21 protein-coding genes are annotated in these 26,423 nt (G+C 27.0%); 4 read left to right on the top strand and 17 right to left on the bottom strand.

The features are described from left to right. Positions 1–10: 10 nt before the first annotated feature. The 10 genes from BQ2505_RS05095 to BQ2505_RS05140 form a co-directional block, all read right to left on the bottom strand. Entirely contained in the window at positions 11–1,357 is a 1,347-nt protein-coding gene (locus BQ2505_RS05095) for a sensor histidine kinase (RefSeq protein ID WP_074016698.1), read from the bottom strand. Next, positions 1,338–2,009, bottom strand: coding sequence for a response regulator transcription factor (locus BQ2505_RS05100; protein ID WP_074016699.1), 672 nt, complete (start codon positions 2,007–2,009; stop codon positions 1,338–1,340). Before BQ2505_RS05100 ends, BQ2505_RS05095 begins: the two co-directional genes overlap by 20 nt. Before the next feature lie 30 nt (positions 2,010–2,039). Next, positions 2,040–2,717: an ABC transporter ATP-binding protein gene (locus BQ2505_RS05105; RefSeq protein ID WP_074016700.1), complete on the bottom strand. Its 678-nt coding sequence runs from the start codon at positions 2,715–2,717 to the stop codon at positions 2,040–2,042. Then, positions 2,710–3,879 carry an ABC transporter permease gene (locus tag BQ2505_RS05110; RefSeq protein ID WP_074016701.1) on the bottom strand — a complete coding sequence of 390 codons (1,170 nt, stop codon included), beginning with the start codon at positions 3,877–3,879 and terminating at the stop codon, positions 2,710–2,712. The genes BQ2505_RS05105 and BQ2505_RS05110 overlap by 8 nt, the downstream gene beginning before the upstream one ends. Positions 3,880–3,974: 95 nt before the next feature. Beyond that, complete coding sequence (recQ, locus tag BQ2505_RS05115; RefSeq protein WP_074016702.1) at positions 3,975–5,783, bottom strand: DNA helicase RecQ; 1,809 nt, start codon at positions 5,781–5,783, stop codon at positions 3,975–3,977. 216 nt (positions 5,784–5,999) lie between these two features. Continuing rightward, on the bottom strand, positions 6,000–6,929 hold the full coding sequence (locus BQ2505_RS05120) for a DNA-processing protein DprA (protein WP_074016703.1): 930 nt from the start codon (positions 6,927–6,929) through the stop codon (positions 6,000–6,002). Positions 6,930–7,181: 252 nt separating this feature from the next. Continuing rightward, positions 7,182–8,753, bottom strand: coding sequence for a PhnE/PtxC family ABC transporter permease (locus BQ2505_RS05125; RefSeq protein ID WP_143403585.1), 1,572 nt, complete (start codon positions 8,751–8,753; stop codon positions 7,182–7,184). Further along, positions 8,716–9,465, bottom strand: a complete 750-nt coding sequence (gene phnC, locus BQ2505_RS05130) for a phosphonate ABC transporter ATP-binding protein (protein WP_074016705.1) — start codon at positions 9,463–9,465, stop codon at positions 8,716–8,718. The genes BQ2505_RS05125 and phnC overlap by 38 nt, the downstream gene beginning before the upstream one ends. A gap of 93 nt (positions 9,466–9,558) precedes the next feature. After that, entirely contained in the window at positions 9,559–10,440 is an 882-nt protein-coding gene (locus BQ2505_RS05135) for a phosphate/phosphite/phosphonate ABC transporter substrate-binding protein (RefSeq protein ID WP_074016706.1), read from the bottom strand. A 197-nt stretch (positions 10,441–10,637) separates the two neighbouring features. Then, a complete protein-coding gene (locus BQ2505_RS05140; protein ID WP_074016707.1) occupies positions 10,638–11,099 on the bottom strand; it encodes a NanQ anomerase/TabA/YiaL family protein in 462 nt (153 codons plus the stop codon). A 118-nt stretch (positions 11,100–11,217) separates the two neighbouring features. Between BQ2505_RS05140 and nagA the strand changes: the two genes are divergently transcribed. The 4 genes from nagA to bioA all read left to right on the top strand — a co-directional run bounded on the left by nagA (position 11,218) and on the right by bioA (position 15,699). Then, complete coding sequence (gene nagA / locus BQ2505_RS05145; RefSeq protein ID WP_074016708.1) at positions 11,218–12,381, top strand: N-acetylglucosamine-6-phosphate deacetylase; 1,164 nt, start codon at positions 11,218–11,220, stop codon at positions 12,379–12,381. Positions 12,382–12,534: 153 nt separating this feature from the next. Next, entirely contained in the window at positions 12,535–13,563 is a 1,029-nt protein-coding gene (gene bioB / locus BQ2505_RS05150) for a biotin synthase BioB (RefSeq protein ID WP_074017330.1), read from the top strand. Beyond that, complete coding sequence (gene bioD / locus BQ2505_RS05155) at positions 13,553–14,215, top strand: dethiobiotin synthase (protein WP_074016709.1); 663 nt, start codon at positions 13,553–13,555, stop codon at positions 14,213–14,215. The genes bioB and bioD overlap by 11 nt, the downstream gene beginning before the upstream one ends. Before the next feature lie 149 nt (positions 14,216–14,364). Then, positions 14,365–15,699 carry an adenosylmethionine--8-amino-7-oxononanoate transaminase gene (gene bioA / locus BQ2505_RS05160; protein ID WP_074016710.1) on the top strand — a complete coding sequence of 445 codons (1,335 nt, stop codon included), beginning with the start codon at positions 14,365–14,367 and terminating at the stop codon, positions 15,697–15,699. A 230-nt stretch (positions 15,700–15,929) separates the two neighbouring features. Here bioA and BQ2505_RS05165 read toward each other — a convergent pair whose 3' ends face one another. The 7 genes from BQ2505_RS05165 to hutH all read right to left on the bottom strand — a co-directional run bounded on the left by BQ2505_RS05165 (position 15,930) and on the right by hutH (position 26,106). Then, positions 15,930–16,529, bottom strand: a complete 600-nt coding sequence (locus tag BQ2505_RS05165; RefSeq protein WP_074016711.1) for a DUF4125 family protein — start codon at positions 16,527–16,529, stop codon at positions 15,930–15,932. 22 nt (positions 16,530–16,551) lie between these two features. Continuing rightward, positions 16,552–18,369 carry a DUF4037 domain-containing protein gene (locus BQ2505_RS05170; protein WP_074016712.1) on the bottom strand — a complete coding sequence of 606 codons (1,818 nt, stop codon included), beginning with the start codon at positions 18,367–18,369 and terminating at the stop codon, positions 16,552–16,554. Between the two features lie 124 nt (positions 18,370–18,493). Further along, positions 18,494–20,308, bottom strand: a complete 1,815-nt coding sequence (gene lepA / locus BQ2505_RS05175) for a translation elongation factor 4 (RefSeq protein WP_143403565.1) — start codon at positions 20,306–20,308, stop codon at positions 18,494–18,496. Between the two features lie 268 nt (positions 20,309–20,576). Further along, on the bottom strand, positions 20,577–21,368 hold the full coding sequence (locus BQ2505_RS05180) for a nickel/cobalt transporter (RefSeq protein ID WP_074016714.1): 792 nt from the start codon (positions 21,366–21,368) through the stop codon (positions 20,577–20,579). Beyond that, the gene (locus tag BQ2505_RS05185; RefSeq protein ID WP_074016715.1) at positions 21,365–21,916 is read right to left on the bottom strand and encodes a DUF1007 family protein; all 552 of its coding nucleotides are present in this window, start codon (positions 21,914–21,916) and stop codon (positions 21,365–21,367) included. The genes BQ2505_RS05180 and BQ2505_RS05185 overlap by 4 nt, the downstream gene beginning before the upstream one ends. 266 nt (positions 21,917–22,182) lie before the next feature. Continuing rightward, positions 22,183–24,204 (bottom strand): urocanate hydratase, encoded by a 2,022-nt coding sequence (locus tag BQ2505_RS05190; protein ID WP_074016716.1) that lies wholly within the window; start codon positions 24,202–24,204, stop codon positions 22,183–22,185. Between the two features lie 366 nt (positions 24,205–24,570). Further along, complete coding sequence (gene hutH / locus BQ2505_RS05195) at positions 24,571–26,106, bottom strand: histidine ammonia-lyase (protein WP_074016717.1); 1,536 nt, start codon at positions 26,104–26,106, stop codon at positions 24,571–24,573. Positions 26,107–26,423 lie beyond the last annotated feature (317 nt).

A 26,423-nucleotide genomic window follows, 5' to 3' on the forward strand; every position in this document is an offset into this window, starting at 1 on the left:
CTTTATTTTACTAGAAAGTTATAATAAATTCGGTACTTTTATTAAGTTCACTCTTTATTTCAGCCTTAGCAGAATGTAATTCTAAGATTTTTTTGACCATTGATAGTCCTAATCCACTTCCTTTATTTTCATCTTTGTTTCTCGAGCTTTCAACTTGAAAAAATCTATTCCAAACTTTTTCAATATTTTCTTTTGAAATCCCAATCCCATTATCTTTTATTTTAAGAATGAGTTTATCATTTTCTAAGTAGAAAAAAACATCAATTTTATTTTTAGTAAATTTTATTGAATTATTTAATATATTTATAAAAACTCTTTCTATCATAATTTTGTTTCCATAAAATGTTAAGTCTTGTTGGATATCTTTGTTAAGTTCTATCCCTTTTTCTTTAATTAACCCATTGTAATCTTCAAGTATTTGAGTGAAAGTATTTGAGATATCAAAATTTTCTTTATCAATTTCTTTTTTTATATCCAGTTTAGAAAGTTCCATAATCTGATTTATTAGTTCTTTCATTTTTTTTGATTGTCTTTCAATTACTTTTAATGAATCTTTAGCTTCTTCAAAAGTATCTGAATATTTAAGAGCATATTCACTCTCAGATAGAATAACAGTTAAAGGTGTTCTTAACTCATGAGATACATCTGCTGTAAATTGTTTTTCTCTAATAAAGCTATTTTCAACTGTATCAAGCATTTCATTTAAAGTGTTTGCTAAGGCAGACACTTCATCTTTTGCATAAAACAAGTCAATTCTTTTTGAGAAATTTTGTTTTTTTGTGATTTCTTCTGTTGTTTCACTTATAGATTTTATAGGTAAAAATCCTTTTTTTACTATTTTATACCCACCATAAACAATTAAAAAAATTGCAAAAGGAGTTAAAAATAATAGGATATATACAAATTTTAATAGTTCTCTTTCAAAAATTGCTATTGGAAATATTCCTCTTACCCATTCTCCATTTTCATTTATTTTTACATCATAGTATAAAAATTTTGTCTTAGAATTTTTAAAAACATTTATATCTTCTATTGAAAATGGAAGAGATGAATCAAATTTGTTTGGAACTCTTCCTTCTATGATATTATTATTATTATCATATTTTAAGAAATAAATACCATTATTAAAAGATTTGAACTTCTCGGGCTTATATAATATCTTTTCAACACCTTCTATTAATTCTTCGGTTTTACTATCATTAATAAATTTATCTTCAAGATAAAATCCAATTGCTATAATTGAAAAAAATAGAATAATTATAAAAAAGCTATACCATATTGTTAATCGTATTTTTATTGGAAGCCTTAAAAATAATTTTTCAAAGAAATTTATTTTTTTAATCTTCTCTAATGACATAACCCAATCCTCTCTTAGTAAATATTAAATCTTTTGAATCTCCAATAACTATTTTTTTTCTAATATTTTTAATAATAACATCTATGATATTTGATTCACCTTCATAATCAAAATTCCATACACCATCTCTAATTTTATCTCTACTAAGTATGTGTCCCTTATTTTGTATAAGATATACAAGTACCTCATACTCCTTTGCTGTAAGCTCAATATTTATTCCGGCTCTAGTTACTATTTTTTTATTTATGTCTATTATTAAATTATCTATTTGTAAAATGTTAGTAGTATTGCCAAATTTTCTTCTTGTAATAGCTCTAATTCTAGCTGATAACTCATCAAAATCAAAAGGTTTAATCAAATAATCATCAGCTCCTAAATCTAGACCTTTTACTTTGTCATCAATACCATCTTTAGCAGTCAACATAAGAACAGGAGTATCATTATTTTCCTTTCTCATTGTCTTTAAAACTTCATAACCATTAATTTTGGGCATCATAACATCTAAAATTACTAAATCATATTCTGTCGAATTTAGATAATCCAAGGCTTCTTCTCCATCAAAAACATTATCAACATTAAAATTATTTTTCTTTAAATACTTAGTAATAATATTATTTAAATCTCTTTCATCTTCAACTACTAATACTCTCATTTTTCTCCTTTATTCCAGATATTAACTATTTTATATTTTTCCTTTTTTTAGGTATAGTTGTCTATCTGTTATCAGTGATAAGTCTTTTGCATGAGTTACAACAACTATTGTTTGACCGTATTCTTTATTTATTTTTTTGAAAAGTGAAAAAATAAGCTCACTTGTATCTTCATCTAAATTTCCAGTAGGTTCATCAGCTAGAATTAAACTAGGTCTATTTATCATAGCCCTAGCAATAGCAACTCTTTGTTTTTCTCCACCTGACAACTGATTCGGCTTATGATTAAATCTTTCTTCTAAACCAACAATTTTTAATAATTCCTTGGCATGTTCTTCAATTTCTTTTTTACTCTTATATTTTTTTAACAAAGCCGGTATCATGACATTTTCTAAGGCTGTAAACTCACTCATAAGATAATGGAATTGAAATACAAAGCCTAAAAAGTTATTTTTAATTTCATTTTTCTCATTTTCACTTAAAGAAGAAACTTCTTTATTATCTATCCAAATTTTTCCTGCATCAATTTTATCAAGTAAGCCCATAATATTTAAAAGAGTAGATTTCCCAGAACCAGATTTACCCAAGATAGAAATAAATTCACCCTTTTTTATATCTAAATTTAGTTCTTTTAATATATGAAGTTTATTTCCAGTTTCCATATAGAATTTATCTATATTTTCTAATTTCATTATTATATCATTATTCATATCTAAGAGCCTCCACATTTTCTAATCTTGCTGCTCTATAAGCAGGAAAAATACTTGAGATTAATATTATTATAAAATTTGCTCCTACAATTACCATTATTTCTTTTAATGAGATTTCAATAGGAATATTTCTAATATAATAAATACTTGAAAGCATAGCAACAGTGTAATTTTTAATATACCATAACAATATCAAAGATAGTATTATTCCTATAATAATTCCAATTATACCTAGAATAAGACCTTGTATTAAAAATATTTTCATAATATTTTTTTTAGAAAATCCCATTGCTCTCATAATACCGATATCTTTAGTTTTTTCTCTAACAAGTGTGTTAAGTGTAATCCAAATTAAGAAACCGGCAACAACAGCAATTAAAGAGAAAACTATAATCATTATTGTTTTTTCTAGTGTTAAAGCAGATAGTAAGGCTCTATTTTGTTCTCCCCAAGTATTTAAATAGAAGTTTTCAGGGATAACCTTAGCAATATCTATTACAGTTGTTGAAGCTGTATATGGATTATCCAATCTTACAGATAACTTATTTACTGTGCTATCACTATAAGTAATATATTGAGCAGTTACTAGTGGAATAATTACCATATTGATATCATAATCATAAAAACCACTTTGAAATATTCCCATAATTTCCATTTCAATATCAGTATTCTCAGAAGTAACAAGTTTTAGTTTATCTCCAACCATAGCACCTGTTGAACTTGCTAATTCTTTTCCAATTAAGATTCCTTTTTTGTTTTCAGGGTCTATTTTCCCGTCAATTATCATTTCATCTATTTTCATAGAACTGATAGCTTTTTCTAAATCGTAACCAACAACTTTTACACCAGCTACATAAGGACTTGTGTAAGCTTCATATTTTATAATTCCTTGAGTGTCTATAGTTGGAACTACTCCTTTAACCCCTTTTATCTTTTCAATATTTTCTGAAATCTCTTTATAGTTTTCAATATTTTCTGGAGAGTAAACAGTTACATGACTTGTTAAGGATAAAATACTATTTATCATATTTTTATCAAGACCGTTGGATACTCCCAGTGATACAATTAGGACAGTTACTCCAATTAAAACTCCAATTATTGATAATATACTTTGTTTTTTTCTTTCTAACATTTGTTTTTTTGCAATAAAAAATTCTATCATTTTCTACCTCTTATTTTTTTATATTTTTATTAGTTCGAAGAGCCTGTGTTTATTGAGCTCGTAGAACTCATACGGCTGTCAAGAGACTTTATTTACTAAGGAAGTTTAGTGTACTGTAGTATTTTTTCTAGGAAAATATCCCCATAACTTTTAAATTTCTGATTTCCTACCCCTTTTATTTTTAACATTTCCCATTTGTTTTTAGGTTTTTTCTCAGCCATTTCAATCAAACTAACATCAGAAAAAATTATATAAGGAGCTACATTTTCTTTTTTTGATATCTCTTTTCGTAATGCATTTAATTCTTTAAAAAGAGCATTTTCAAAATAATCAAATTCAACATTTTCATTTTCTTTTCTTTTTATTTTAAGACTGTCATCTAAAATTTTTTTATACTTCTCACCAAGCTTTAAAACTGGAAAACTTCCAGCACTCTGGTTTAAAAATTTTTCAGATATCATGTGATTTATAAAATCTTCTATCCATTCTTGCTTATATTCTCTCATTATTCCAAAGGTTGAAATTTTATCCAAACCTTTTCTTAGCATTTTAGAATCTGCTCTTCCTAAAAGAATATTTGAAACAGTAGAAACTCCTAAATTTTCTCCTGTTCTTCCTACACAAGAAATTATTTTTTTAGCTTCAATAGAATAATCTTTTATATTTTTTTCTTTCTTACAATTTTCACAATATCCACAGTAGTCTCTTATCATTTTTTCACCAAAATATCTTAGTATATATTGCCTATAACAACTTGTAAGTTCAGCATATTCTATCATTTTTTTGAATGCTTTTTCTTTTTTTTCTTTATATTTAAAATCCTTACCAGCAGTTTCTTTGTCAATTAAAAATTTTTGTACACTTTTATCTTTCTCGTTATAAATTAGTATAGCTTCAGCAGGAGCTCCATCTCTACCAGCTCTTCCTGCTTCTTGATAGTAAGCTTCTAAGTTTCCAGGAATATTGGCATGAATAATATATCTTATATTAGATTTATTTATCCCCATACCAAAAGCATTTGTAGCAACCATAATTTGTGCATCATCATCTAAAAACATTTTTTGATTTTCATCTCTTTCTTCTTTAGAAAGTCCAGCATGATACTTAACTACATTTCTACCTAAAGTTTTTAAAAATATATACATTTCTTCCACATTTTTTCTTGTAGAGCAATATATTATTCCAGATTTTCTATGATTTTGTGCTATATATTCTCTTATAAAAGGTTTTCCATCAATATCTAAATCCTTGTCAAGACCTGTATTATCAATTACTTTAAAATAAATATTATCTCTATTAAAGTAATCTGTAAAAACAATAGGATTTTCCATACCTAATTTTTGAATGATATCCAATTTTATTTTAGGTGTTGCAGTTGCTGTTAATGCAACAATTTGTAAATTATTTTTATTAATTACTTTTATAAAATCAGATATTTTGAGATAACTTCTTCTAAAATTTTCCCCCCATTGTGACACACAGTGAGCTTCATCTATCACAAGCATTGAAATATCAATATTTTTTATAAATTGTAAGAAATACTCATTTTCTAATCTTTCTGGAGAAATATATAATATTTTTATTTTTTTTCTTTTTATTTTAAATAGAATTTGATTATATTCCTCCATAGATAAAGTTGAATTAAGATAGGCTGAATCTATTCCCACTAGTCTTAATCCATTAACTTGATCTGTCATTAATGATATTAATGGAGAAATAATTATTGTTAAACCTTCAAAAATTAAAGCTGGAATTTGATAACAAATTGATTTTCCAGCTCCAGTAGTCATTATTCCTAAAACATTTCTTTTTTCTAAGATAGCATCGATTATTTTTTCTTGACCTTCTCTAAAATTTTCATATCCGTAAAACTCTTTTAAAATTTTAAGTGCTTCTTTTTTCATTATAACCTTCTTTGTTAAAATACCGATTTTATCATATTTATTATGATATCACACTAATAATTTTTGGTCAAATTAATATGGACATATACATTTTTATTTTATAGGAAAGTATAAAAATAAATAGCAAAATTAGTCTCTGATGTCCGTATTAGTTCGAAGAGCCTGTGTTTATTGAGCTCGTAGAACTCATACGGCTATCAAGAGACTCTATATAATTTAGAAAAGCTTTATTTGTAGATTTTGAGAAAAATTATCATCAAGTAAGTATTTAAAAGTTTTTTCATCTTTCAATATAAATAAATCCTTTTTATATTTATTTATAAAATCTTCGTTGAAATCGGAGATAAAGATTTTCTTTTTTTGAGCTTTTGCATATTTAAAAGTTTGAACAGTTCCACCTTTTAAAGCTGTTTGTCCTATTATAATACCAGATGTTAAAGCTGATTGTAATCTATTTCTTTTCAATAGATTAAATGTGGAAATTTTTGTGTTTGGTAAAAGTTCTGATAATAAAAAACCATTGTTTTTTAATATTTCTTCTGATAATTTTTTATTGTTGCAGGGATAAATTGCTGTATTTAAACCTTGTCCTAAAATAGCAGCTGTTTTTCCTAATGTTACCCAATGACCTATTTCATCAATCCCTTTAGCTAAGCCACTAATATTGTAATAATTATTATTTTTTAAAAATTTTCCAACTTCTTTAACAAAATTTATTCCTTTTTCATTTGGATTTCTTGTACCAACTATTGCATAGGATTTAGAAAGTTCTTCTTCAGTAGGAAAATGTCCCTTTATATATAGTATAAAGGGAGGTTCTTTTATACCTATTAGTGATTTAGGATAATTTTTATCGGAGTAAAATAATAATTTAATATTTTCTTTTCTACATTCCTCTAATATTTTATTTTTTTCCATTGCCATAGAAAATAGGTTTTCTTTTTCAGTTAATTTTAAAATAATATTTATTTTTTCTGAATTGAAATTTTCTTTTAAAAAATAAAGTTTATCTTTTTCAGTAAGTCCAAAAAAGTTTATATTATTTTGTATGCTAAGATTAAAAATTTTATAGGCGATATTTTGTATTACGATATTGTTAGTTGAATAAAGATATGAAAAAATAAAGAGTTCATCTTCGTTGTACATAATTGACCTCCAAGCTCTTTATAGGAAAGTGTAAATTAAATTATATTAAAAATTAGCCTCTGATGTCCGTATTAGTTCGAAGAGCCTGTGTTTATTGAGCTCGTAGAACTCATACGACTATCAAGAGGCTTTATTGTTATATAAGTAAAGTATAAAATTAAATATTGAAGTATGCCTCTGATGTCCATATTATTTTGAAGATTTTTTGATTATTGAGCTTGTAGAACTCATACTGCTATCAAGAGGCCTCAATTATTTGTTAACTTTTTGTCTTATAAAATAAGATATATTTTCTATTAAAATTATAACAAAAATTAGAATTAATAATAATATCCAAACTTTTTCCCAGTTTCTAAAAGCAATATTATTTATAAGAAGTTGCCCAATACCTCCAGCTCCAACCATTCCTAATACACTTGAATTTTTCATATTAGATTCAAATCTATACAATAAAACAGATATAAAATTAGTATAAGTTGCTGGAATCCATAATTTTAGATAAATATAGAATTTTTTTAAACCTAGGCTCTTCCCGTAGATTCCAAAATCATAGTCAACACTTTCTAGAATATCAACATATACCTTAGTTAATACTCCGGTAGTATAAATATATAGTGCAAGAAAACCACTTATAAGTCCAGGACCAAAACCAGTAAAAAATAATATAGCAACTATAACTGGAGGGAAAGTTCTTATAAAGTTTATAAGAATTTTTACTAAAAAAGATACTTTTTTACTTGAAATATTAGAACTAGCAAAATAACTTATTATTAATGAAGTTGGTGCTGCAAAAATTGTTGCAAAGAATGCTACTAATAAACTATCCCATAGTGCAAATAAACCCTTTATTGAATAAGAAAAATCTATATTTGAAAACTTTTTCAAGAAAGTGGATAATCTCTCAATAAAAACAGGGAAAGATATTTTAGTGCTATCATTGTATAAAATTAATAAAGTAGTAATGATAAATATAGTTAGAAAAATTTTTGTTAGAAAAGCAGCTAATTTACTAAATTTGTATCCTTTATAAGTAGAAACTTTAATATAGTTATCTTTTTTTCTAAAAAACCAACTTATTGTATCCGTTATAAAAATAAAAATTAGTAGTATTAGAACGATAAAAGAAACTTTGTCATATCTCAAAAAACTTAAATCTTTCCATAATTCTTCTCCTATACCACCGGCTCCAACCATTCCTAATACACTTGCACCTCTAATACTAGATTCTAGTATTAAGAAAAATAAGGAAACAATAAAAGGCTTTGATAGTGGATAAACACAAGATTTTAAAAATACAAACTTAGAAAATCCAAAAGTCTTAAAAGCCAGTATTTTTTTTGAATCAATTTCCTCCAAATATTCTTTTAATAACTTAGAACTAGAGAAAAAAGTTATTATAAATAAACTTAAAAAACCTGTAAAGCTTCCAACACCTACTAGGCTTACTAATATTGCTGCTAATACCAAAGCTGGAATAGTTCTAAAAGCTGTAAAAAAAATAGATAATATGTTGATTATATATTTATTCTTAAAAATATTTTTTGTCAAAAATGGAGAAAAAATTACAGCTATTAATACCCCTAAGAATGAAGAGGAAAATGCAATTATAAAGGTTTCAAAAAGTTTAAAAAATACAATTTTATAGTCTTCAGTATCAAGTCTCATCATACTTAAAATCAAATTTTTTAATCTTGAAAATCCAATTATATAATCTTGAAAATCTAGATTAAGAGTAAAAAAGAATAATAAAATTATAGAAAAAGCTAATAAATATTTAATTAAAATTTTATTCTTTTGTGTTTTGATAAACTTCTCTAATGTCATCATTATTGACCTCTTTACTATTTTTTAAGAAAAATATTTCTCCATTTTTTAGAGCTAAAATTCTGTCAGAAAACTTTTTTGCAATTTCGACATTGTGTAAATTCAATATAATTGTCTTATTCTTTTTCTCATTAATTCTTTTAAATATTTCCATAATTTGAATAGAATTTTTTTCATCTAAACTACTGATAGGCTCGTCTGCCAATATTATTTCTACATTTGGAGCTATAGCTCTAGCTATAGCAACTCTTTGTTTTTCTCCACCAGATAGATATTTAGCTTTAGTGTAAGCTAATTTTTTTATTCCAACTTTATCTAAGCAATATAAAGCTCTTTCATATTCTTCTTTAGAAAAGTAATTAAATAATATTTGAAAAAAACTTTTTTTATTTAAAAATGGAATAGTAACATTATCTATAACATAAAGGTTATCGATAATATTTAATTCTTGAAAAATATAAGCCATATTCTTTTTTATTTTATTTTTTTCTTTTTCATTAATTTGAGATATATTCATATTATTAAAATTAATAGAACCGGAATTTATATCTTCAAGCCCGTTTATACATCTCATAAGAGTAGATTTTCCAGCTCCACTCTCTCCAATTATAGAGATTATTTCTCCTTTTTTTATATCAAAAGAAATATTTTTTAAAACTTCTTTTTTACCATAATTTTTAACTAAGTTTTTAATTTCAATTATATTTTCCAAGTTTATCACCTTCAATTGTTTGTAAATAAAGCATTTATATATTAATAAAGGGGCTGTTATAACAACCCCTAAAATAATAATAAAAGAAATATTTTATTTTATTTTTTCTATATCAATTCCCATTTTATTTAATTTATCTTCTATAGTTTTGTAACTATTGATATCAGCTTCTTGAAAACCTTTTATTCCAAAAAGTTTTAAAGTTAATTCTTGTCCTTCTGGAGTAGCAGTAACTTTAAGGAAAGCATCTTTAATTTTTTCTTTTGTTTCAGGAGCTAATTTAGATGAAACAGTTAAAGTTATTCCAGGAATCAAATCACTTTTTTGTAGAACTTTAACTTGGTTTTCAACATCAGGAAATTCCTTAGCAAATTTTGTTATAGAACCTTCATAAGTTCCAATAGCATCGACATCTCCATTAACAAGAAGTTGTAAAGCTTTATCGTGTCCACCAGCAAATTGAGAAGTAATATCTTTTTCAATATCTATACCATGATCTTTTAGTATAACAGCTGGGAAAATATATCCTGAAGTTGATGAAGGATCAACAAAAGCAATTCTTTTACCTTTTAGATCTTCAACTTTTTCTATTCCAGAATCTTTTCTAACAACTAACACAGAATAATATCCAGGTTCATCATTTTTACCAACACTTGTAAGCAAAGCTTCTGAACCATTTTTTGTGTTTGCTAAGATATAAGCAAAAGGTGGAATTAAAGCAAAATCAACAGTTCCAGTTCCCAATGCTTCAACCAGTCCTATATAATTACTAGCAATATAACCATTTACATCTTTTCCTATTTGTTCTCCAAGCATTTTGTATAAAGGCTCTGCATCCTCTAACATTTTTTCAGAGTTGGCTATAGGAGATAATCCCATTATTAAAGGTTTTTCTTCTTTTTTCTTGCCACAACTAATTAAAATCCCCACAACTAAAACCAATAAAACAAGTTTAAAAAAATTTTTTAACTTCATTTGAACCTCCTAAAATATGTAGTAAGTATATATATTTGTATTGTACAAAAGCTAATTAAAAAAAGCAATACTTTTTATTATATAAGAAAGTATAAAAAATAAATAAAGAAAATTAATCTCTGACGTCCGTATTAGTTCGAAGAGCCCGTGTTCATTGAGCTTGTAGAACTTATACGGCTGTCAAGAGAGTTTATTTATTAAAATTCTACCTTAAATATTACTTTTTTAATTTCCTTAGGTTCATCAACTGCTAAAAGAGCAATATGTGGCTCATAAGGAAATAATATTAAAAAATTATTTTTATTTAAAATTAATTTAGTTTGATCTTTTATATCAGATTTTACTAAAGTATAATCTTTCTCTTGATTATAACTTTGAGTTTCGATAGTATTGTCAATGGAAGAGTAGTTTATTGCCTCTTCCCCTTCAAAAACAATATGAATATCAATATATCTTTTATGATATTCTAGTTCTTGACCTATATTTATTCTTGTTTCAGGTTTTTCAGGACAATTAAAAAATATTTTTTCACCATCAACAATATTTTTATCAAAATTATGTTTTAAATATTTTCTTTCTTTTATAAAATCAATTGCTATATCAAGATTTTTATTTATTCCTTTGTAAATATCAATATTTTTTAAATCATCGTAAATCATTTAACTCAACCTCTTAAATTTTCTTTTACTTATTGTATTACTTTTTATTGATTTTTGTCAATATAACTATTGATTTATTTTTTTAAGTGTTATAAAATTCTAGTGAGGTGATTGAAAAATGGAAAGAATATTATTAAAAAATGCAAAAATTGTAATGGGTAATAAAATTATTAAAGGTTCATTATTAATTGAAGATTCAAAAATAAAAAATATTTTTGAAAATAAAGAAAATGTTAATTCTGAAAATTTAGAAATCAATAAAACTATAGACTTAGAAGGAAAAATTTTAGGACCGGCTTTTATAGATGTTCATACTCATGGAGCAGATGGAGCAGATGCTATGGATATTAGTGAAGATGGATTAAAGAAAATTTCAAAATATCTTGCATCAGAAGGGACAGGAAATTTTTTAGCCACAACTTTGACAAGCTCAAAAGAAATATTAAAAGAAACTTTAGAAACAATAGGTAAATTACAAAATAAAGATATTGATGGAGCAAATATATTTGGTGTCCACATGGAAGGTCCATATTTTTCAGTTGAGTATAAAGGTGCTCAAAATGATAAATATATGAAACCAGCAGGAACAAAAGAGTTGGAAGAATACTTGAATGTAAAAAAAGATTTAGTAAAGCTTTTCTCTATATCTCCACATAATCAAGAAAATTTAGAAGCTATAAAATTTTTATCTGAAAGAGGAGTTGTAGTGTCAGTTGGACATTCGGCTGCCAATTATGAAGATGTTATTAAGGCTATTGACTATGGTTTAAGTCATGCAACTCATACTTATAATGGAATGAGAGGTTTTACTCATAGGGAACCTGGAGTTGTTGGAGCTATATTAAATTCAGATGAAATTATGGCAGAAATAATTTTTGATAAAGTTCATGTACATCCAGAAGCTGTAAGACTTTTAATTAAAGTTAAAGGTGTGGATAAAGTGGTGTGTATAACAGATTCTATGTCTGCAACTGGACTGGAAGATGGAAAGTATAAATTGGGAGAACTTGATGTAAATGTTAAAAATGGAGAAGCTAGACTTGCAAGTAATAATGCTTTAGCAGGTAGCGTTCTTACAATGGATAGAGCTTTTAGAAACTTATTAGATTTAGGATATAGCCTAACAGATGCTTTTAAAATGACAGCAACAAATGCAGCTAAAGAGTTTAAATTAAATACAGGACTTATAAAAGAAAATAAAGATGCAGATATCGTTATTTTAGATAATGACTATAATGTTTGTATGACTTTTGTTAAAGGGAAATTAAAATATAGTAAATAAAAGCAAATAAAAAAGATTTAAAAAATTAAACTAATCCATATTACCTATATTTAGTATATATGTAATATGGATTTTTTTTGTTTTCTGTGCTATTATTAAGTAAAGTTGTAAATTTTTTTTAAGTGCAAGGAAAGGATGGGATACATGTTAAATATGGAAAAATCAGGTGGAGGAGTAGGAAACCAAACTGATATGAGGGAATTTGTTTTATACTTAAAAGAAAAAATATTTTCTGAAAAGTATAAAATTAGTAGGGAGGAAGCATTGACGCTTGCGAAAATTCCTAACGATGATATGGATACTTTGAATTTACTTTTTGAATCAGCTGATGAGATAAGAGAAAAGTTTTGTGGGAAATACTTTGATTTATGCACTATTATAAATGCAAAATCAGGTAAATGCTCAGAAAATTGTAAATATTGTGCACAGTCAGCTCATTTTAAAACTAATGCAGAAGTATATGACCTTGTATCTAAAGAACTTGCTTTATGTGAAGCTAAAAGAAATGAAGATGAAGGAGCTCACAGATTTTCACTAGTAACAAGTGGTAGAGGCTTAAAAGGAAATGAAAAAGAATTAGATAAACTTGTCGAAATATACAAGTACATAGGTGAAAATACAGAAAAAATTAAATTATGTGCTTCACATGGAATATGCTCAAAAGAAGCCTTACAAAAGTTATATGATGCCGGAGTTATTACTTATCATCATAATTTGGAGTCTTCTAGAAGATATTATCCTAATGTTTGTACGACTCATACATATGATGATAGAATTAATACTGTAAAAAATGCAATAGCTGTGGGAATGGCTGTTTGTAGTGGTGGAATTTTTGGTTTAGGGGAAAATATCGAAGATAGAATTGATATGGCACTAGACATAAGAGATTTGGGAGTAGTTTCAGTTCCAATAAATGTGTTGACACCGATACCAGGAACACCTTTTGAAAATAATGAAGCTGTAAATACTTATGAAATATTAAAAACAATTTCTATATATAGATTTATGATGCCTGATGTGTTTATTAGATATTGTGGTGGAAGAATAAAGCTAGGAGAACATGTTAGAACTGGAATGAAATGTGGAGTTAATTCGGCACTAACTGGAAATTTCTTAACTACAACAGGAACAACTATAGAAACTGATAAGCAAATGGTAAAGGAGCTAGGTTATGAAATTTAAAGATTTTTTTGTTATAGGAACAGATACAGATGTTGGGAAAACTTATTCTAGTACCTTATTATACAAAGCTTTAAAAAAATATAACTATCAATATTACAAGCCTATTCAAAGTGGCTGTTTTCTAAGAGATGGGAAACTTATAGCGCCAGATGTTGATTTTTTAACAAAGTTTAACAACATAGATTATGATGATTCAATGGTTAGTTATACACTAAAAGAAGAAGTTTCTCCACATTTATCAGCTGAAATGGAAGACACAAAAATAGAAATAGAAAATGTTGTAAAACATTTTTCAGACTTAAAAAATAAATATTCAAATATTTTGGTTGAAGGAGCTGGTGGACTTTATGTTCCTTTGATTAGAGATAAGTTTTACATATATGATTTAATAAAATTATTAAAACTTCCTGTAGTTTTAGTTTGTGGAACAAGAATAGGAGCTATAAATCACACTATGTTGACTTTAAATGCCTTAAAAGATATGGGAATAGAGGTTCACGGACTTATTTTTAATAACTATAAAGGACAATTTTTTGAAGATGATAATATAAAAGTAGTCTTAGAGCTTTCAAAAATAAAAAAATATATGATTTTTAAAAATGGCCAAAAAGAAATTTCTGAAAATGAAATTGAGAAATTTTTTGCTATATAACTAAAAGTTTAAATTTAAATATTATAAATTAGTCTCCGACGTCCGTATTACTCTGGAGAGGATTTCAGTGAGCTCGGAAGAGTCATACGGCTGTCAGGAGACTTTATTTATAGGTAAATTATTGAGAAAAAGAAAGGAGATTTAGTCTTATGTTTAATAATTTGTCTGAACTTCAAAAAAAAGATTTAAAATATGTATTTCACCCTTGTGCTCAAATGAAAGATTTTGAAGAGCTGCCTCCATTGGTTATGAAAAAGGGAGAAGGTCTTTATTTAATAGATGAAAATGGAAATAAGTATATGGATTGTATTTCTAGTTGGTGGGTAAATTTATTTGGTCATTGTAATCCAAGAATAAATAAAGTTGTAACAGAACAAGTAAATACCTTAGAACACATTATTTTTGCAAATTTTGCTCATGAACCAGCTGCTGAATTATGTGAAGAATTAACTAAAGTAATGCCTAAAGGTATTAATAAATTTTTGTTTTCAGACAATGGTTCATCATGTATAGAAATGGCTTTAAAACTAAGTTTCCAATATCATCTACAAACTGGAAATCCTCAAAAAACAAAGTTTATTTCATTAGAAAATGCTTATCATGGAGAAACTATTGGAGCTTTAGGGGTTGGAGATGTAGATATCTTTACAGAAACTTATAGGCCATTAATTAAAGAAGGAATAAAAGTAAGAGTTCCTTATTTAAACTCAAAAATAACAGAAGAAGAATTTAAAAAAATTGAAGATGAATGTATAGAAGAGTTAGAAAAATTAATTGAAGAAAAACATGACGAAATAGCTTGTATGATAGTTGAACCATTGGTACAAGGAGCTGCAGGAATAAAAATATATTCAGCTAAATTTTTAAAGGCAGCAAGAGAACTAACAAAAAAATATAATATACATTTAATTGATGATGAAATAGCTATGGGCTTTGGAAGAACTGGGAAAATGTTTGCATGTGAATATGCTGGAATAGAACCTGATATGATGTGTATAGCAAAAGGCTTATCATCTGGATACTATCCAATAGCAATGCTATGTATAACAAGTGAAATTTTTGATGCTTTTTATTCTGACTATAAAGAAGGAAAATCTTTTTTACATTCTCACACATATTCTGGAAATCCATTAGGTTGCAGAATAGCTTTAGAGGTTTTAAGAATTTTTAAAGATGAAAATATTTTAGAAAGCGTTAATAAAAAAGGAAAATATTTAGAAAAAAAATTACATGAAATTTTTAAAGATAAAGATTATATAAAAGATATAAGAAATATTGGATTAATTGGTGCAATAGAATTAAAAGATGTAAAACCAAATGAAAGAATAGGTAGAAAAATCTATGCTGAAGCATTAAAAAAAGGTGTATTTGTAAGACCTATAGGAAATACGGTTTACTTTATGCCACCTTATGTAATAACTGAAAATGAAATAGATATTATGCTTGATGTATGTGAAAAATCTATTGAAGAAGTTTTAAAATAGCTAAAGTATATGATGTAGTTATAGTTGAAAATTGATAAAATAATAAATAAAGTCTCTCGATAGCCGTATGAGTTCTACGAGCTCAATAAACACAGGCTCTTTGAACTAATACGGACATCAGAGACTAACTTTTATTATTTAATTTTATACTTTTTTATAGAATAAATAAAGTCTCTTGACAACCGTCAAAGTTCTACGAGCTCTAATACGAATGTCAGGAGACTATTTTTTTATTTATAGTATTTTTCAACTTCCTCTGAATCTTTAAATCCTTGTGCTTTAGCAAGATTATCCATATTTTTAATAACTAAATTTATATTTTTTTCTTTAGAATTTTCTATATGTTTTAAATATAATTTTAAAGTTTTTTCAGAATAGGATAATAGTTCACCTTTTAAATAAGTTTCTATAGATGTATCAATATCATCGTCATCTTTAGAGTATAAAGGTCTTCCCATTGAAGAAAAAATTGGGAATCTTTCAAAAAAATCTTCTTCCCACTTCATATAAATCAACATTATTTTATTAACTAAACTATTTTTTTCTTCAGAAATATTTTTTAAATAAATTTTAATTCTTTCATATTCTTTAGGAGAATTATACCTCATCATTTCTGCATATTTTATAAATAAAGGATTGTATTCTAAATTTAAATCATCTAAGTATGATAATAAAGTTTCCTCATTAAAAGTTAGCCACTGAGATTTTCTCATAATAATAAAGTCTTCTTTGTTATCCTGACAACTAGCTCTTCCACCAATATTATTAAGGTTGGAGAAAAAGTTCCATTCTTTCTCTAATATTTTTTCTATTATCAGATTTTTTTCCATTATTTTTCTCTACCTCCTTTATTTAATCTAACCATGGAGAATATTGTTTTAAAAATTCATCATTTATATTTTTTTGAATATCTACTCCATAATCTCCTAAAAAATCACTTTCAATATTACTCAAATTTTGATTTTTTAACTCTTCTATTAGTAAGCTAGAAATTTTTCTTACATAAGGAATTTTGTTTTGAGTTAAGACCATTTCATTTAATAAAGTATGAATTTCATGTCCAAGTATCTCTAAATCTTTTAAAGCTCTATTTGACCATTTATAGAAAATCTTATATTTTTTATTTAACAAGAAAACCAAATGTATAACCTCATCAACAAATAAATATAAAGCTTGATTTGCAGCAACTATGTCGTTTCTTCTCAAGCATCTAGAATAATTATATTGTCCGTGTTGAGAAATATTCATACAACGAGTTGCTATTTTATTTTGTCTTATTACTTCTGGATAATAATTCAATAAAGACTTTCTTATTTCAGAAAAAATACCTAGATTATCTAAAAATACTTCTCCATTTGTTGCTGTTGCAAGGGCAGTTTCTGGGATCCTTTGCCAATCATTTATAGTTTTAGGTAAATCAAAAGAGCCTATAAACTTAAAATAGAAATCTTCTATTGAAAGTAGACCTCTTCTATTTTCTCCCCATTCACTGATTTTTATTTCATTGAAACCTGCATAAGATTTAGGTAAGGTATTCAGTATTTTATTAATTTTATTTCCATATTTTTCAATATCTTCATTTCTTAGCCATATACAAACAGATGGTCCAAAATCGTGATCCTGAGATAATTCATCATCATAGCCATAACATTCAGAACCTTCACCAACCAAACCAAAAGCACATAGAGGTAAAATATCTTTTAATTCTTTTTCAAATACAGGTAGAACTATGTCTTTAAAATATCTTCTTGCTAATTCTAAACCTTTCATATTTTTACTATCATCTTCATAGTTAGTATTGGTAAATTCATTTTTTTTATCAATATTTACTTTATTTCCAAAATCATTATATTCTGATTTGTTTAATAAATCTTCTAAAAATTCTATATTGCTAACAATATTTTTATAGTTATCACTATTTTCTCCCATAGTTTCTTTAGATATCGTAGCAGACTTTTTAAAATACTCTATAGCTTTTTTTAAATTTCCTTCATTATACTGATAAATAGCCATATTATTTAATGAAGCTGCATAAAGAGGATGTTTAGTACCAACGTTTTTTTCAAAAATTTCTAGAGATTTATTTAGATAATCTATAGCTTTTTCTTTCATTTTTAATTGTAGACAAGGATTAAATAAATTACTTAGGGTTACGGCATATTCAAGTAAGTATTCTTCACTATCGTATTTTTTTAAGATTTCTAAGCTTTTTTGATGAATATCGTAGGCTTTTTTCATTTCTCCTATATTTTGATAAAAAAGACCAAAATTATTACATAAGCCTGCAAAAGAAAAAGTATTATCAGCCTTATTTTCTTCATATATTTTAACTATCTGTTCATAATTTTTTTCTAGTAAATCATATTTTTGAGAAAATCTATAAACTTCAGTAAGATTTAATAGACTTGTAGCATAAGCTAAGTTAGAAGTACCATATTTTTTATTGATTATAGCTAATGCTTCTTTTAGTTTTTCTTCTGCATTATCATAATGACCAATATATTTTAAAGTTCCTCCTAATTCATTAAGAGCTTTAATATATTCATCACTTTCTTTTCCAAAAGATTCTGCTGTTTCAGTTAAAATCTCTTTTAAAACTTCAACTTCTTTCAAAATATTTCCTTGAGTTTGAAATTTTTCTCTTTCTTTTTGTAAATTAGTTATATTCATAAGACCTCTTTTTTAAGTGTAAATTTAGATAAAAAATAACCCTTGACGTCCGTATTATTGCTCAAAGAGTCTATTTTATTAAACTCGTAGAACTTATACAGTTGTCAAGAGACTTTATTTTTTATTAGTCATTCAATTTTAAAACAGATACAAATGCTTCTTGTGGAATTTCAACATTTCCTATGCTCTTCATTCTCTTTTTACCTTCTTTTTGTTTTTCAAGAAGTTTTTTCTTTCTTGTTATATCTCCACCGTAACATTTTGCTATAACATTTTTTCTATATGCTTTTATAGTTTCTCTAGCAATAATTTTTGAACCTAACGCTGCTTGAATTGGAATTTCAAATTGTTGTCTTGGAATAACTTCACTTAATTTTTGACATATAGCTTTTCCTCTGTAATAAGCATTATCTACATGTGCTATAAATGAGAATGCATCAACAGGTTTTCCAGAAACTAAAATATCTACTTTTACAAGATTAGAAACTTTATATTCACTTAATTCATATTCAAATGAAGCATATCCTTTAGTTCTTGATTTTAATTTGTCATAAAAATCAATTACTATTTCTGCAAGAGGCAATTCATATGTAAGCATAGATCTAGTTTCATCTAAATAATCCATTGATATAAATATTCCCCTTTTTTCTTGACAAAGTTCCATAACATTTCCAACATATTCTTTAGGAACTATAACTTTTCCCCTTATATATGGTTCTTGAATAGTTATTTTTCCTCTGCCTTGTTCAGGGAACTCACAAGGGTTATCAATAATAGCTTCTTCTTTATCATCTATACTTACTTTGTATTCAACTGATGGTGTTGTTGAAATCAAATCGATATTGTATTCTCTTCTTAATCTTTCAACAATAATTTCCATATGTAACAAACCTAAGAAACCACATCTAAAACCAAATCCTAAAGCTAGAGATGTTTCAGGAACAAAAGTTAATGAAGCATCGTTTAGTTGTAATTTTTCTAGAGCTTCTCTCAATTCTTCATAATCATCAGTAAATAATGGATATATTCCAGCAAATACCATTGATTGAGCAGGTTTAAATCCTTCTAAAGGAAATAAAGCAGGATTTTTAACGGTTGTTATTGTATCTCCAACTCTTGTATCATGAATAGTTTTTACTCCAGTTATAATATATCCAACTGAACCACTAGTTAAACCATCTGTTGATTTCATTGTTGGAGAAAAAATTCCAACTTCTAAGACATCTAATTCTTTTTCAGTTGACCAAATTTTTATTTTATCTCCTTTTTTTATAGAACCGTCTAAAACTTTTACATAAGTTACAACTCCTCTATAATCATCAAAGAAAGAATCAAATATTAATGCTTTTAATGGAGCATTTTCATCATAGTCGGGAGCTGGTATTCTTTGAACAACAGCTTCTAGGATATCTTCAATACCTATACCATTTTTAGCAGAAGCTAAAACAGCATCATCTGCTGGTAAACCAATTATATCCTCTATTTCTTTTTTTACTTTTTCTGGCTCAGCAGCGGGTAAATCTATTTTATTAATTATAGGTAAAATTTCTAAATTGTTTTCTATTGCAAGATAAACATTTGCAAGAGTTTGAGCTTCAACTCCTTGAGCAGCATCTACAACAAGTAAAGCTCCTTCACAAGCTGCAAGAGATCTTGATACTTCATATATGAAATCCACGTGTCCTGGAGTATCAATTAAGTTTAGTTCATATTCAATGCCATCTTTTGCTTTATAAAATAAAGTTACTGCTTGAGCTTTTATTGTTATTCCTTTTTCTCTTTCAAGTTCCATAGAATCTAATATTTGTTCTTTCATATCTCTTTCAGCAACAGTTCCTGTGTATTCTAAAAGTCTATCTGCAATAGTAGATTTTCCATGATCTATATGTGCAATTATTGAAAAATTTCTTTTATTTTTTTGTAGCATTATAGCCTCCATTTTTTTATTTATAAGAAAGTATTTAAAATTAGTCTCTGGTGTCCATATTAGTTCGAAGAGCCTATGTTCTTCTATAGGAAAGTATAAAAATAAATAGCAAAATTAGTCTCTGACGTCCGTATTAGTTCGAAGAACCTATGTTTATTGAGCTCGTAGAAGTCATACGGCTGTCAAGAGACTTTATTTAATTGAGCTTGTTATCAAGAGACTTTATTTGTTTCTTTTAATTATAAAAGATTTATTCATTTCTGTCAATTTAAGTTATACTTTAGTCTCCTAAAATTAAAATTTGAAAAATTCCAAAAATAATCATAAGAATTGCACCAATAAAAGATAGTATTCTGTGTAGTTTTAAATTTTCACTTTCAACCAAAGTCTTTTTAAAAATATTAGCTAGAATACCAAAAAATAGTATAACTAAAAAAATTCCTGTTGACATAGAAAGTGTAAATAAAAACATATTATTATTTAAGCCAAAGCTTTCTAGAAATAAAAGAACTGTCATTACTCCTGGGCAAGGGCATAGACCTAAGGCTATTGAAAATCCTAATATATTTTTTATTTTTGTTTCATGGCAATGCTCACATGTTTTATTTTTTAAAGTTGAATATATACTATATATACCTATTAAAATTATAAGGATAGAAGCAATAAGCCTTGTTCTATTATCTAAATCATAAAATAATATCATTGAAGCCTTATCTGATAAACTTATAATAAATTTTATTAAGATATAAGCTGATAAACCTTGTAAATATGCTATCAATATAGAAACTAATAGTAGTTTATAGAAATTTAATTCCTCTTTAACAGAATATGTTAATACTAAAGTTTTTCCATGTCCAGGACCAAAAGAGTGGACTATTCCATATAAAAAAGTTAAAAGTAAAAGAGTATAATTTAATTTATCTTGATTTTCATCTATTAATTTGCTTATGTTTTCAACTATATCTTGTTGATAAAAAGCAATTTTATACATCATTAAATTAAAATTAGATAGAACTAGGTACACTAAAGCAATACCTACAATAGCAGTTAAATATTTATATATTTTTTTCATTCAAAATCAACCTCGTATTCATTTGGACTTACTAAATTAAAGTAAAATTTAATTTTGTTATTTGTAAAAAAGTTAACCTTAGTTTTTATATTTTTTAAATTATTATCTACATGAAATGATGTTTTATCATAGTCATAATTGTAGTAATATTTTGTGTCATAAAGGGCTATTTTTAATTTAGAGCTCTTTGTAATTTTTTGATCTATTGGAACAAAAAAATAGATATCTAAGTTATCGTCATCCAATTTGGCTTGTTCAAAAATTATATCATCTTCTTTGTAAGTTTTATTGTTGAATTTTACTCTAATATGCTTAAATAAATACTTTAAAAAGACAATATTATCACCTTCAACATTCATATTTTTATCTGGTTTCAAAACTTTTTTGTTAAGTCTTGTGTTCAGTTCATCTAATTTAAGATTTATTTCAAGTCCTTCAAGTGTATTATTTTCTATTCTTGCATTGATATCTGCATCAAAAAAAACATGAGGATGAGAATAAATATTTAAACTAAATATTAAAAAGAAACATAAAAATTTTATTTTCATAGTGCATCAACTTTCTATTTTATTTTATCTTTTACAATGATACATCTATTTATAGATAATTTCAAATTTTTTTATAATTATATTTTTCTATATAAAAATAGTCTCTGACGTCCGTACCAGTTTGAAGAGCCTGTGTTTATTGAGCTCGTAGAACTCATACGGCTGTCAAGAGACTAATTTTGCTATTTATTTTTATATTTTTTTACAGAAAAAAAGGTTGTTACAAATTAAATTGTAACAACCTCAATCCTAAAGATTATACTTTTTTATTTTTTTAAAGTTTTCTTTATTAATTCATCATTAACAATGTATGGTAATGTAATATGGTCTGTTCCTTTATTATCTAAGTTGTATTCTACAACAGTTTCGATAGAGTGAGGATTTCTTGCCCAAGCTCTTCTAGCAACTCCACCCATTACGTCCCAAGGCATTGCTTGCCATAAGATTTCATCTACTCTTTTACTTCCGTCAAGAACCATTCCAAATCCACCGTTGATAGATTTTCCGATTCCAACTCCTCCACCATTATGAAGAGCTATCATAGTCATACCTCTTGCAGCATTTCCAGCAAAACATTGAGTTGCCATATCTGCCATTATGCTACTTCCGTCTTTAATGTTTGAAGTTTCTCTGAAAGGAGAGTCAGTACCAGACACATCGTGATGGTCTCTACCTAACATTACAGGTCCAATTTCTCCATTTCTAACCATTTCATTAAATTTAAGAGCTATTCTAGTTCTACTCATTGCATCTTGATAGAATATTCTTGCTTGAGTTCCAACAACAAGTCCATTCTTGTCAGCATCTTGTATCCATACATAGTTATCTCTATCTTGATATCTTCTGTTAGGGTCAACAAGTTCAAGAGCAGCTTTGTCTGTCTTTAATAAATCTTCTTTCTTTCTTGATAGACATACCCATCTGAATGGTCCATATCCATAGTCAAATAATTCAGGTCCTAATATATCTTCAACATATGAAGGGAATATAAATCCTTCTTTATCGTCTACGCCATTTTTAGAAATTTCTTTTATTCCTACATCATAGATAGATTTTAAGAAACTATTTCCATAGTCAAAGAAGTATACTCCTCTATCATGTAAAGTTTTGATTGCTTTATAATGTCTTTTTAAACCTTCATTTACTAATTCTCTGAATTTAGCTCTATCAGTTCCAAGAAGTTTAGTTCTTTCTTCAAAAGAAGTTCCTACTGGGCAATATCCTCCATCATAAACAGCATGACAAGAAGTTTGGTCTGATAATAAATCAATATGTTTATTAAATTCTATTGCATATTCTAGTATTTCAACTATATTTCCATGGTATGCTATTGCATAAGGAGTCTTTGAAGAAATTTTTTCTTCTGCAATTTTAAATGCTTCTTCTGGAGTATTTGCTATTGCATTTACCCAACCTTGTTCAAGTCTTGTATTGATTCTTGATAAGTCAACTTCAGCAACGATTGCAACACCTTTTGCTATTTCACAAGCTTTACCTTGAGCTCCACTCATTCCTCCAAGTCCTGAAGTTATAAATAATTTTCCTCTTAAATCTCCATCAGCTGGAACTCCACAGAATAATCTTCCTGCATTTAATATAGTTGAGTAAGTTCCATGAACTATACCTTGAGGACCTATATACATCCAACCACCAGCAGTCATTTGTCCATAGTTTGCAACACCTATTGCAGCTCCTCTAGCCCAGTCATCATAGTTATCAAATAGACCTACCATAAGTCCATTAGTAATTATAGCTCTCGGAGCATAAGGATTAGATCTAAATAATCCAGTTGGGTGTCCTGAAGCTACAACTAAAGTTTGATCTTGAGTCATATTTTCAAGGTATTTTTTGATAAGTCTATATTGCATCCAGTTTTGACATACTTGTCCAGTTTCTCCATAAGTTACTAATTCATAAGGATATAGAGCTATATCAAAATCTAAGTTATTATCTATCATAACTTGCATTGCTTTAGCTTCAGTACATTTTCCTTTATATTCATCTATTGGTTTTCCATATAGATTTCCTTCTGGTCTAAATCTATATCCATAGATTCTTCCTCTTTCTTCTAATTCTTGCATGAATTCTGGAGCTAACATTTCATGAAATTCTTCAGGAATATATCTTAAAGCATTTCTTAAAGCTAGTTCTCTATCATGTTCAGATAGTTTTACTATTCTTTTTGGAGCCCTTCTTATGCTAGGATCCATTTTAGGAATTTCCATTGGGATATCTTCAGCAGTTAATTTTATTGTCATTGCATCATAAATAGTTTTATTACTTAACATTATTAATTTCCTCCTAATTTTTTTATAAAATTTTAATTTATTGATTTAAAAATAGTTCGTTATAACCAGATTTCTTAACGATTAAAAATCAAGAGTTCGCTACAAATTTGGCATCAGTAAGAAGCTCTAAATGAACAAGTTCATTAAAAGCTTCTAAGATCGCTAACTTGCTAACAAGTTAGCTCAGACACGCCAAGATTTGTTCGGCTAACTCTATTTGATTTTTAATCTAAAATCTGGAAAAATAATTCACTTATTTTTAAATTATCCAAAAGATAGCCCCGATGTCCGTATTAGTTCGAAGAGCCTGTGTTTATTGAGCTCGTAGAACTCATACGGCTATCAGGGGCTTATAATGTAGTTAAATTAAAATTTTAGTTCTCCTATTGCTTTTTCTACATTATCTACAACTGCATTAGTTTTTATTAAATCTTCAGCAGCATGGATATCTATATACATAGGTCTATCAACACTTACATAAGAAATTAATTCTCTTACTTTATCATAAGCTACTTTAGTTGCTGGAGATAATTTTTCTTTAGCTCCTTTTAAGTCTATAGCTTGACAAGCAGTAATTAATTCCATTCCTATAACTTTTCTTACATTTTCAAGTATATCTTTTGATTTTTTAGCAGCTATTGATCCCATAGAAACATGGTCTTCTTGGTTAGCAGAAGTTGGTATTGAGTCAACAGAAGCTGGATGTGCTAAAACTTTATTTTCTGATACTAATGCAGCTGCACTGTATTGAACTATCATGAATCCAGAATTTAATCCACCTTGTTCAACTAAGAATGCAGGCAATCCATGGTTGATAGCTGGGTTTACCATTTTTTCTATTCTTCTTTCAGAAACATTTGCCATTTCAGCAAGAGCTATTCCTAAGAAATCAAATGGTAGTGCCATAGGTTGTCCATGGAAGTTTCCACCAGATATAACTTCGTCAGTATCAACAAATATTAATGGGTTATCTGTTACTGCATTTATTTCTATTTCAACTTTTTGTTTTACATATTCTAATGTATCTTTACTTGCACCATGAATTTGAGGTATACATCTTAAAACATATGAATCTTGTACTCTTTCAACACCTTGTTTAGTAACATTTGTACTTCCTGCTAAAATTCTTCTCATATTTTCAGCTGTATTTATTTGACCAGCATGTCCTCTTACTTCACTTATTCTTGGATCATAAGCATCTATAATTCCATGTAATCCTTCCATAGTTAATGATGCTGCAACATCTAAGTGTTTAGATAAATTGATAGCATCGTATAGAACGTGAGCACCTGTTGAAGTTAATGCTTGAGTTCCGTTTGTAAGAGCTAAACCTTCTTTTGAAGATAGAGCTTCAATTGGTTCTATTCCTGCTTTAGCTAATGCATCTTTAGCTTCTAACAATTCACCTTTGTAGAAAGCTTTACCTAATCCAATTAGGACTAAAGACATATGAGCTAGAGGAGATAAATCTCCAGATGATCCAACTGAACCTTTTTCTGGTATCCAAGGAGTTACTTCTTTATTAAGTAATTCAACTAGTTTTTCAATTACTATTCTTCTTGCCCCTGAGTAACCTTTAGCTAAGTTTACAGCTCTTAAAAATACTACACCTCTTGCTATATCAATAGACATAGGATTTCCTACACTACAAGAGTGGCTCATTACTATATTTTTTTGTAATTGACCAGTTTGTTCTTTAGAGATGCTGATTTCAGCAAATTTTCCAAAACCAGTAGTTATTCCATAAGATACTTTTGCCTCATCAACATATTTGTCAACTAAAGCTCTAGCTTTATCAATTTTTTCGTAAGCATCTTGAGAAATTTCTACCTTATACCCCCTTCTTGTTACATTGATTAAGTCTTCTAAAGTGATTCTTTTACTACCTAAAACAACTTTCATATGTACACCTCCATATATAATAAATACTTTTTAAAATGATTTTAATAATTAGTCAAAAAAATTATTCAATAACAATTTCTTCATTTTTAACTATATTATTTTTTTCATTATAGAATGTTTTTAAAAAATTTAATAATATATATTATAAATGTTTTTTATATATTAAATATACGATACCGTTACAATTTGTATATAATTTTAGTAGTTTGCTAGTATATGAAATTTATATTTTTCTAAATAAATGAAAAATATATATTATTTGCTTTATTAGATAAATAAATGATATAATAAAAGTAAATATATTTTATAAGGAGGGT

The organism is Fusobacterium massiliense, assembly GCF_900095705.1.
Classification (GTDB): Bacteria; Fusobacteriota; Fusobacteriia; order Fusobacteriales; family Fusobacteriaceae; genus Fusobacterium; species Fusobacterium massiliense.

Coding starts and splice junctions, on each gene's coding strand:
- BQ2505_RS05110 (WP_074016701.1), bottom strand. CDS start 3,879: ATGATAGAATTTTTTATTGCAAAAAAACAAATGTTAGAAAGAAAAAAA.
- BQ2505_RS05140 (WP_074016707.1), bottom strand. CDS start 11,099: ATGATTTACGATGATTTAAAAAATATTGATATTTACAAAGGAATAAAT.
- hutH (WP_074016717.1), bottom strand. CDS start 26,106: ATGAAAGTTGTTTTAGGTAGTAAAAGAATCACTTTAGAAGACTTAATC.
- BQ2505_RS05190 (WP_074016716.1), bottom strand. CDS start 24,204: ATGTTAAGTAATAAAACTATTTATGATGCAATGACAATAAAATTAACT.
- BQ2505_RS05125 (WP_143403585.1), bottom strand. CDS start 8,753: ATGACATTAGAGAAGTTTATCAAAACACAAAAGAATAAAATTTTAATT.
- BQ2505_RS05100 (WP_074016699.1), bottom strand. CDS start 2,009: ATGAGAGTATTAGTAGTTGAAGATGAAAGAGATTTAAATAATATTATT.
- BQ2505_RS05165 (WP_074016711.1), bottom strand. CDS start 16,529: ATGGAAAAAAATCTGATAATAGAAAAAATATTAGAGAAAGAATGGAAC.
- lepA (WP_143403565.1), bottom strand. CDS start 20,308: ATGGAGGCTATAATGCTACAAAAAAATAAAAGAAATTTTTCAATAATT.
- bioD (WP_074016709.1), top strand. CDS start 13,553: ATGAAATTTAAAGATTTTTTTGTTATAGGAACAGATACAGATGTTGGG.
- BQ2505_RS05135 (WP_074016706.1), bottom strand. CDS start 10,440: ATGAAGTTAAAAAATTTTTTTAAACTTGTTTTATTGGTTTTAGTTGTG.
- recQ (WP_074016702.1), bottom strand. CDS start 5,783: ATGAAAAAAGAAGCACTTAAAATTTTAAAAGAGTTTTACGGATATGAA.
- BQ2505_RS05120 (WP_074016703.1), bottom strand. CDS start 6,929: ATGTACAACGAAGATGAACTCTTTATTTTTTCATATCTTTATTCAACT.
- nagA (WP_074016708.1), top strand. CDS start 11,218: ATGGAAAGAATATTATTAAAAAATGCAAAAATTGTAATGGGTAATAAA.
- BQ2505_RS05170 (WP_074016712.1), bottom strand. CDS start 18,369: ATGAATATAACTAATTTACAAAAAGAAAGAGAAAAATTTCAAACTCAA.
- bioA (WP_074016710.1), top strand. CDS start 14,365: ATGTTTAATAATTTGTCTGAACTTCAAAAAAAAGATTTAAAATATGTA.
- BQ2505_RS05180 (WP_074016714.1), bottom strand. CDS start 21,368: ATGAAAAAAATATATAAATATTTAACTGCTATTGTAGGTATTGCTTTA.
- BQ2505_RS05105 (WP_074016700.1), bottom strand. CDS start 2,717: ATGAATAATGATATAATAATGAAATTAGAAAATATAGATAAATTCTAT.
- bioB (WP_074017330.1), top strand. CDS start 12,535: ATGGAAAAATCAGGTGGAGGAGTAGGAAACCAAACTGATATGAGGGAA.
- BQ2505_RS05185 (WP_074016715.1), bottom strand. CDS start 21,916: ATGAAAATAAAATTTTTATGTTTCTTTTTAATATTTAGTTTAAATATT.
- BQ2505_RS05095 (WP_074016698.1), bottom strand. CDS start 1,357: ATGTCATTAGAGAAGATTAAAAAAATAAATTTCTTTGAAAAATTATTT.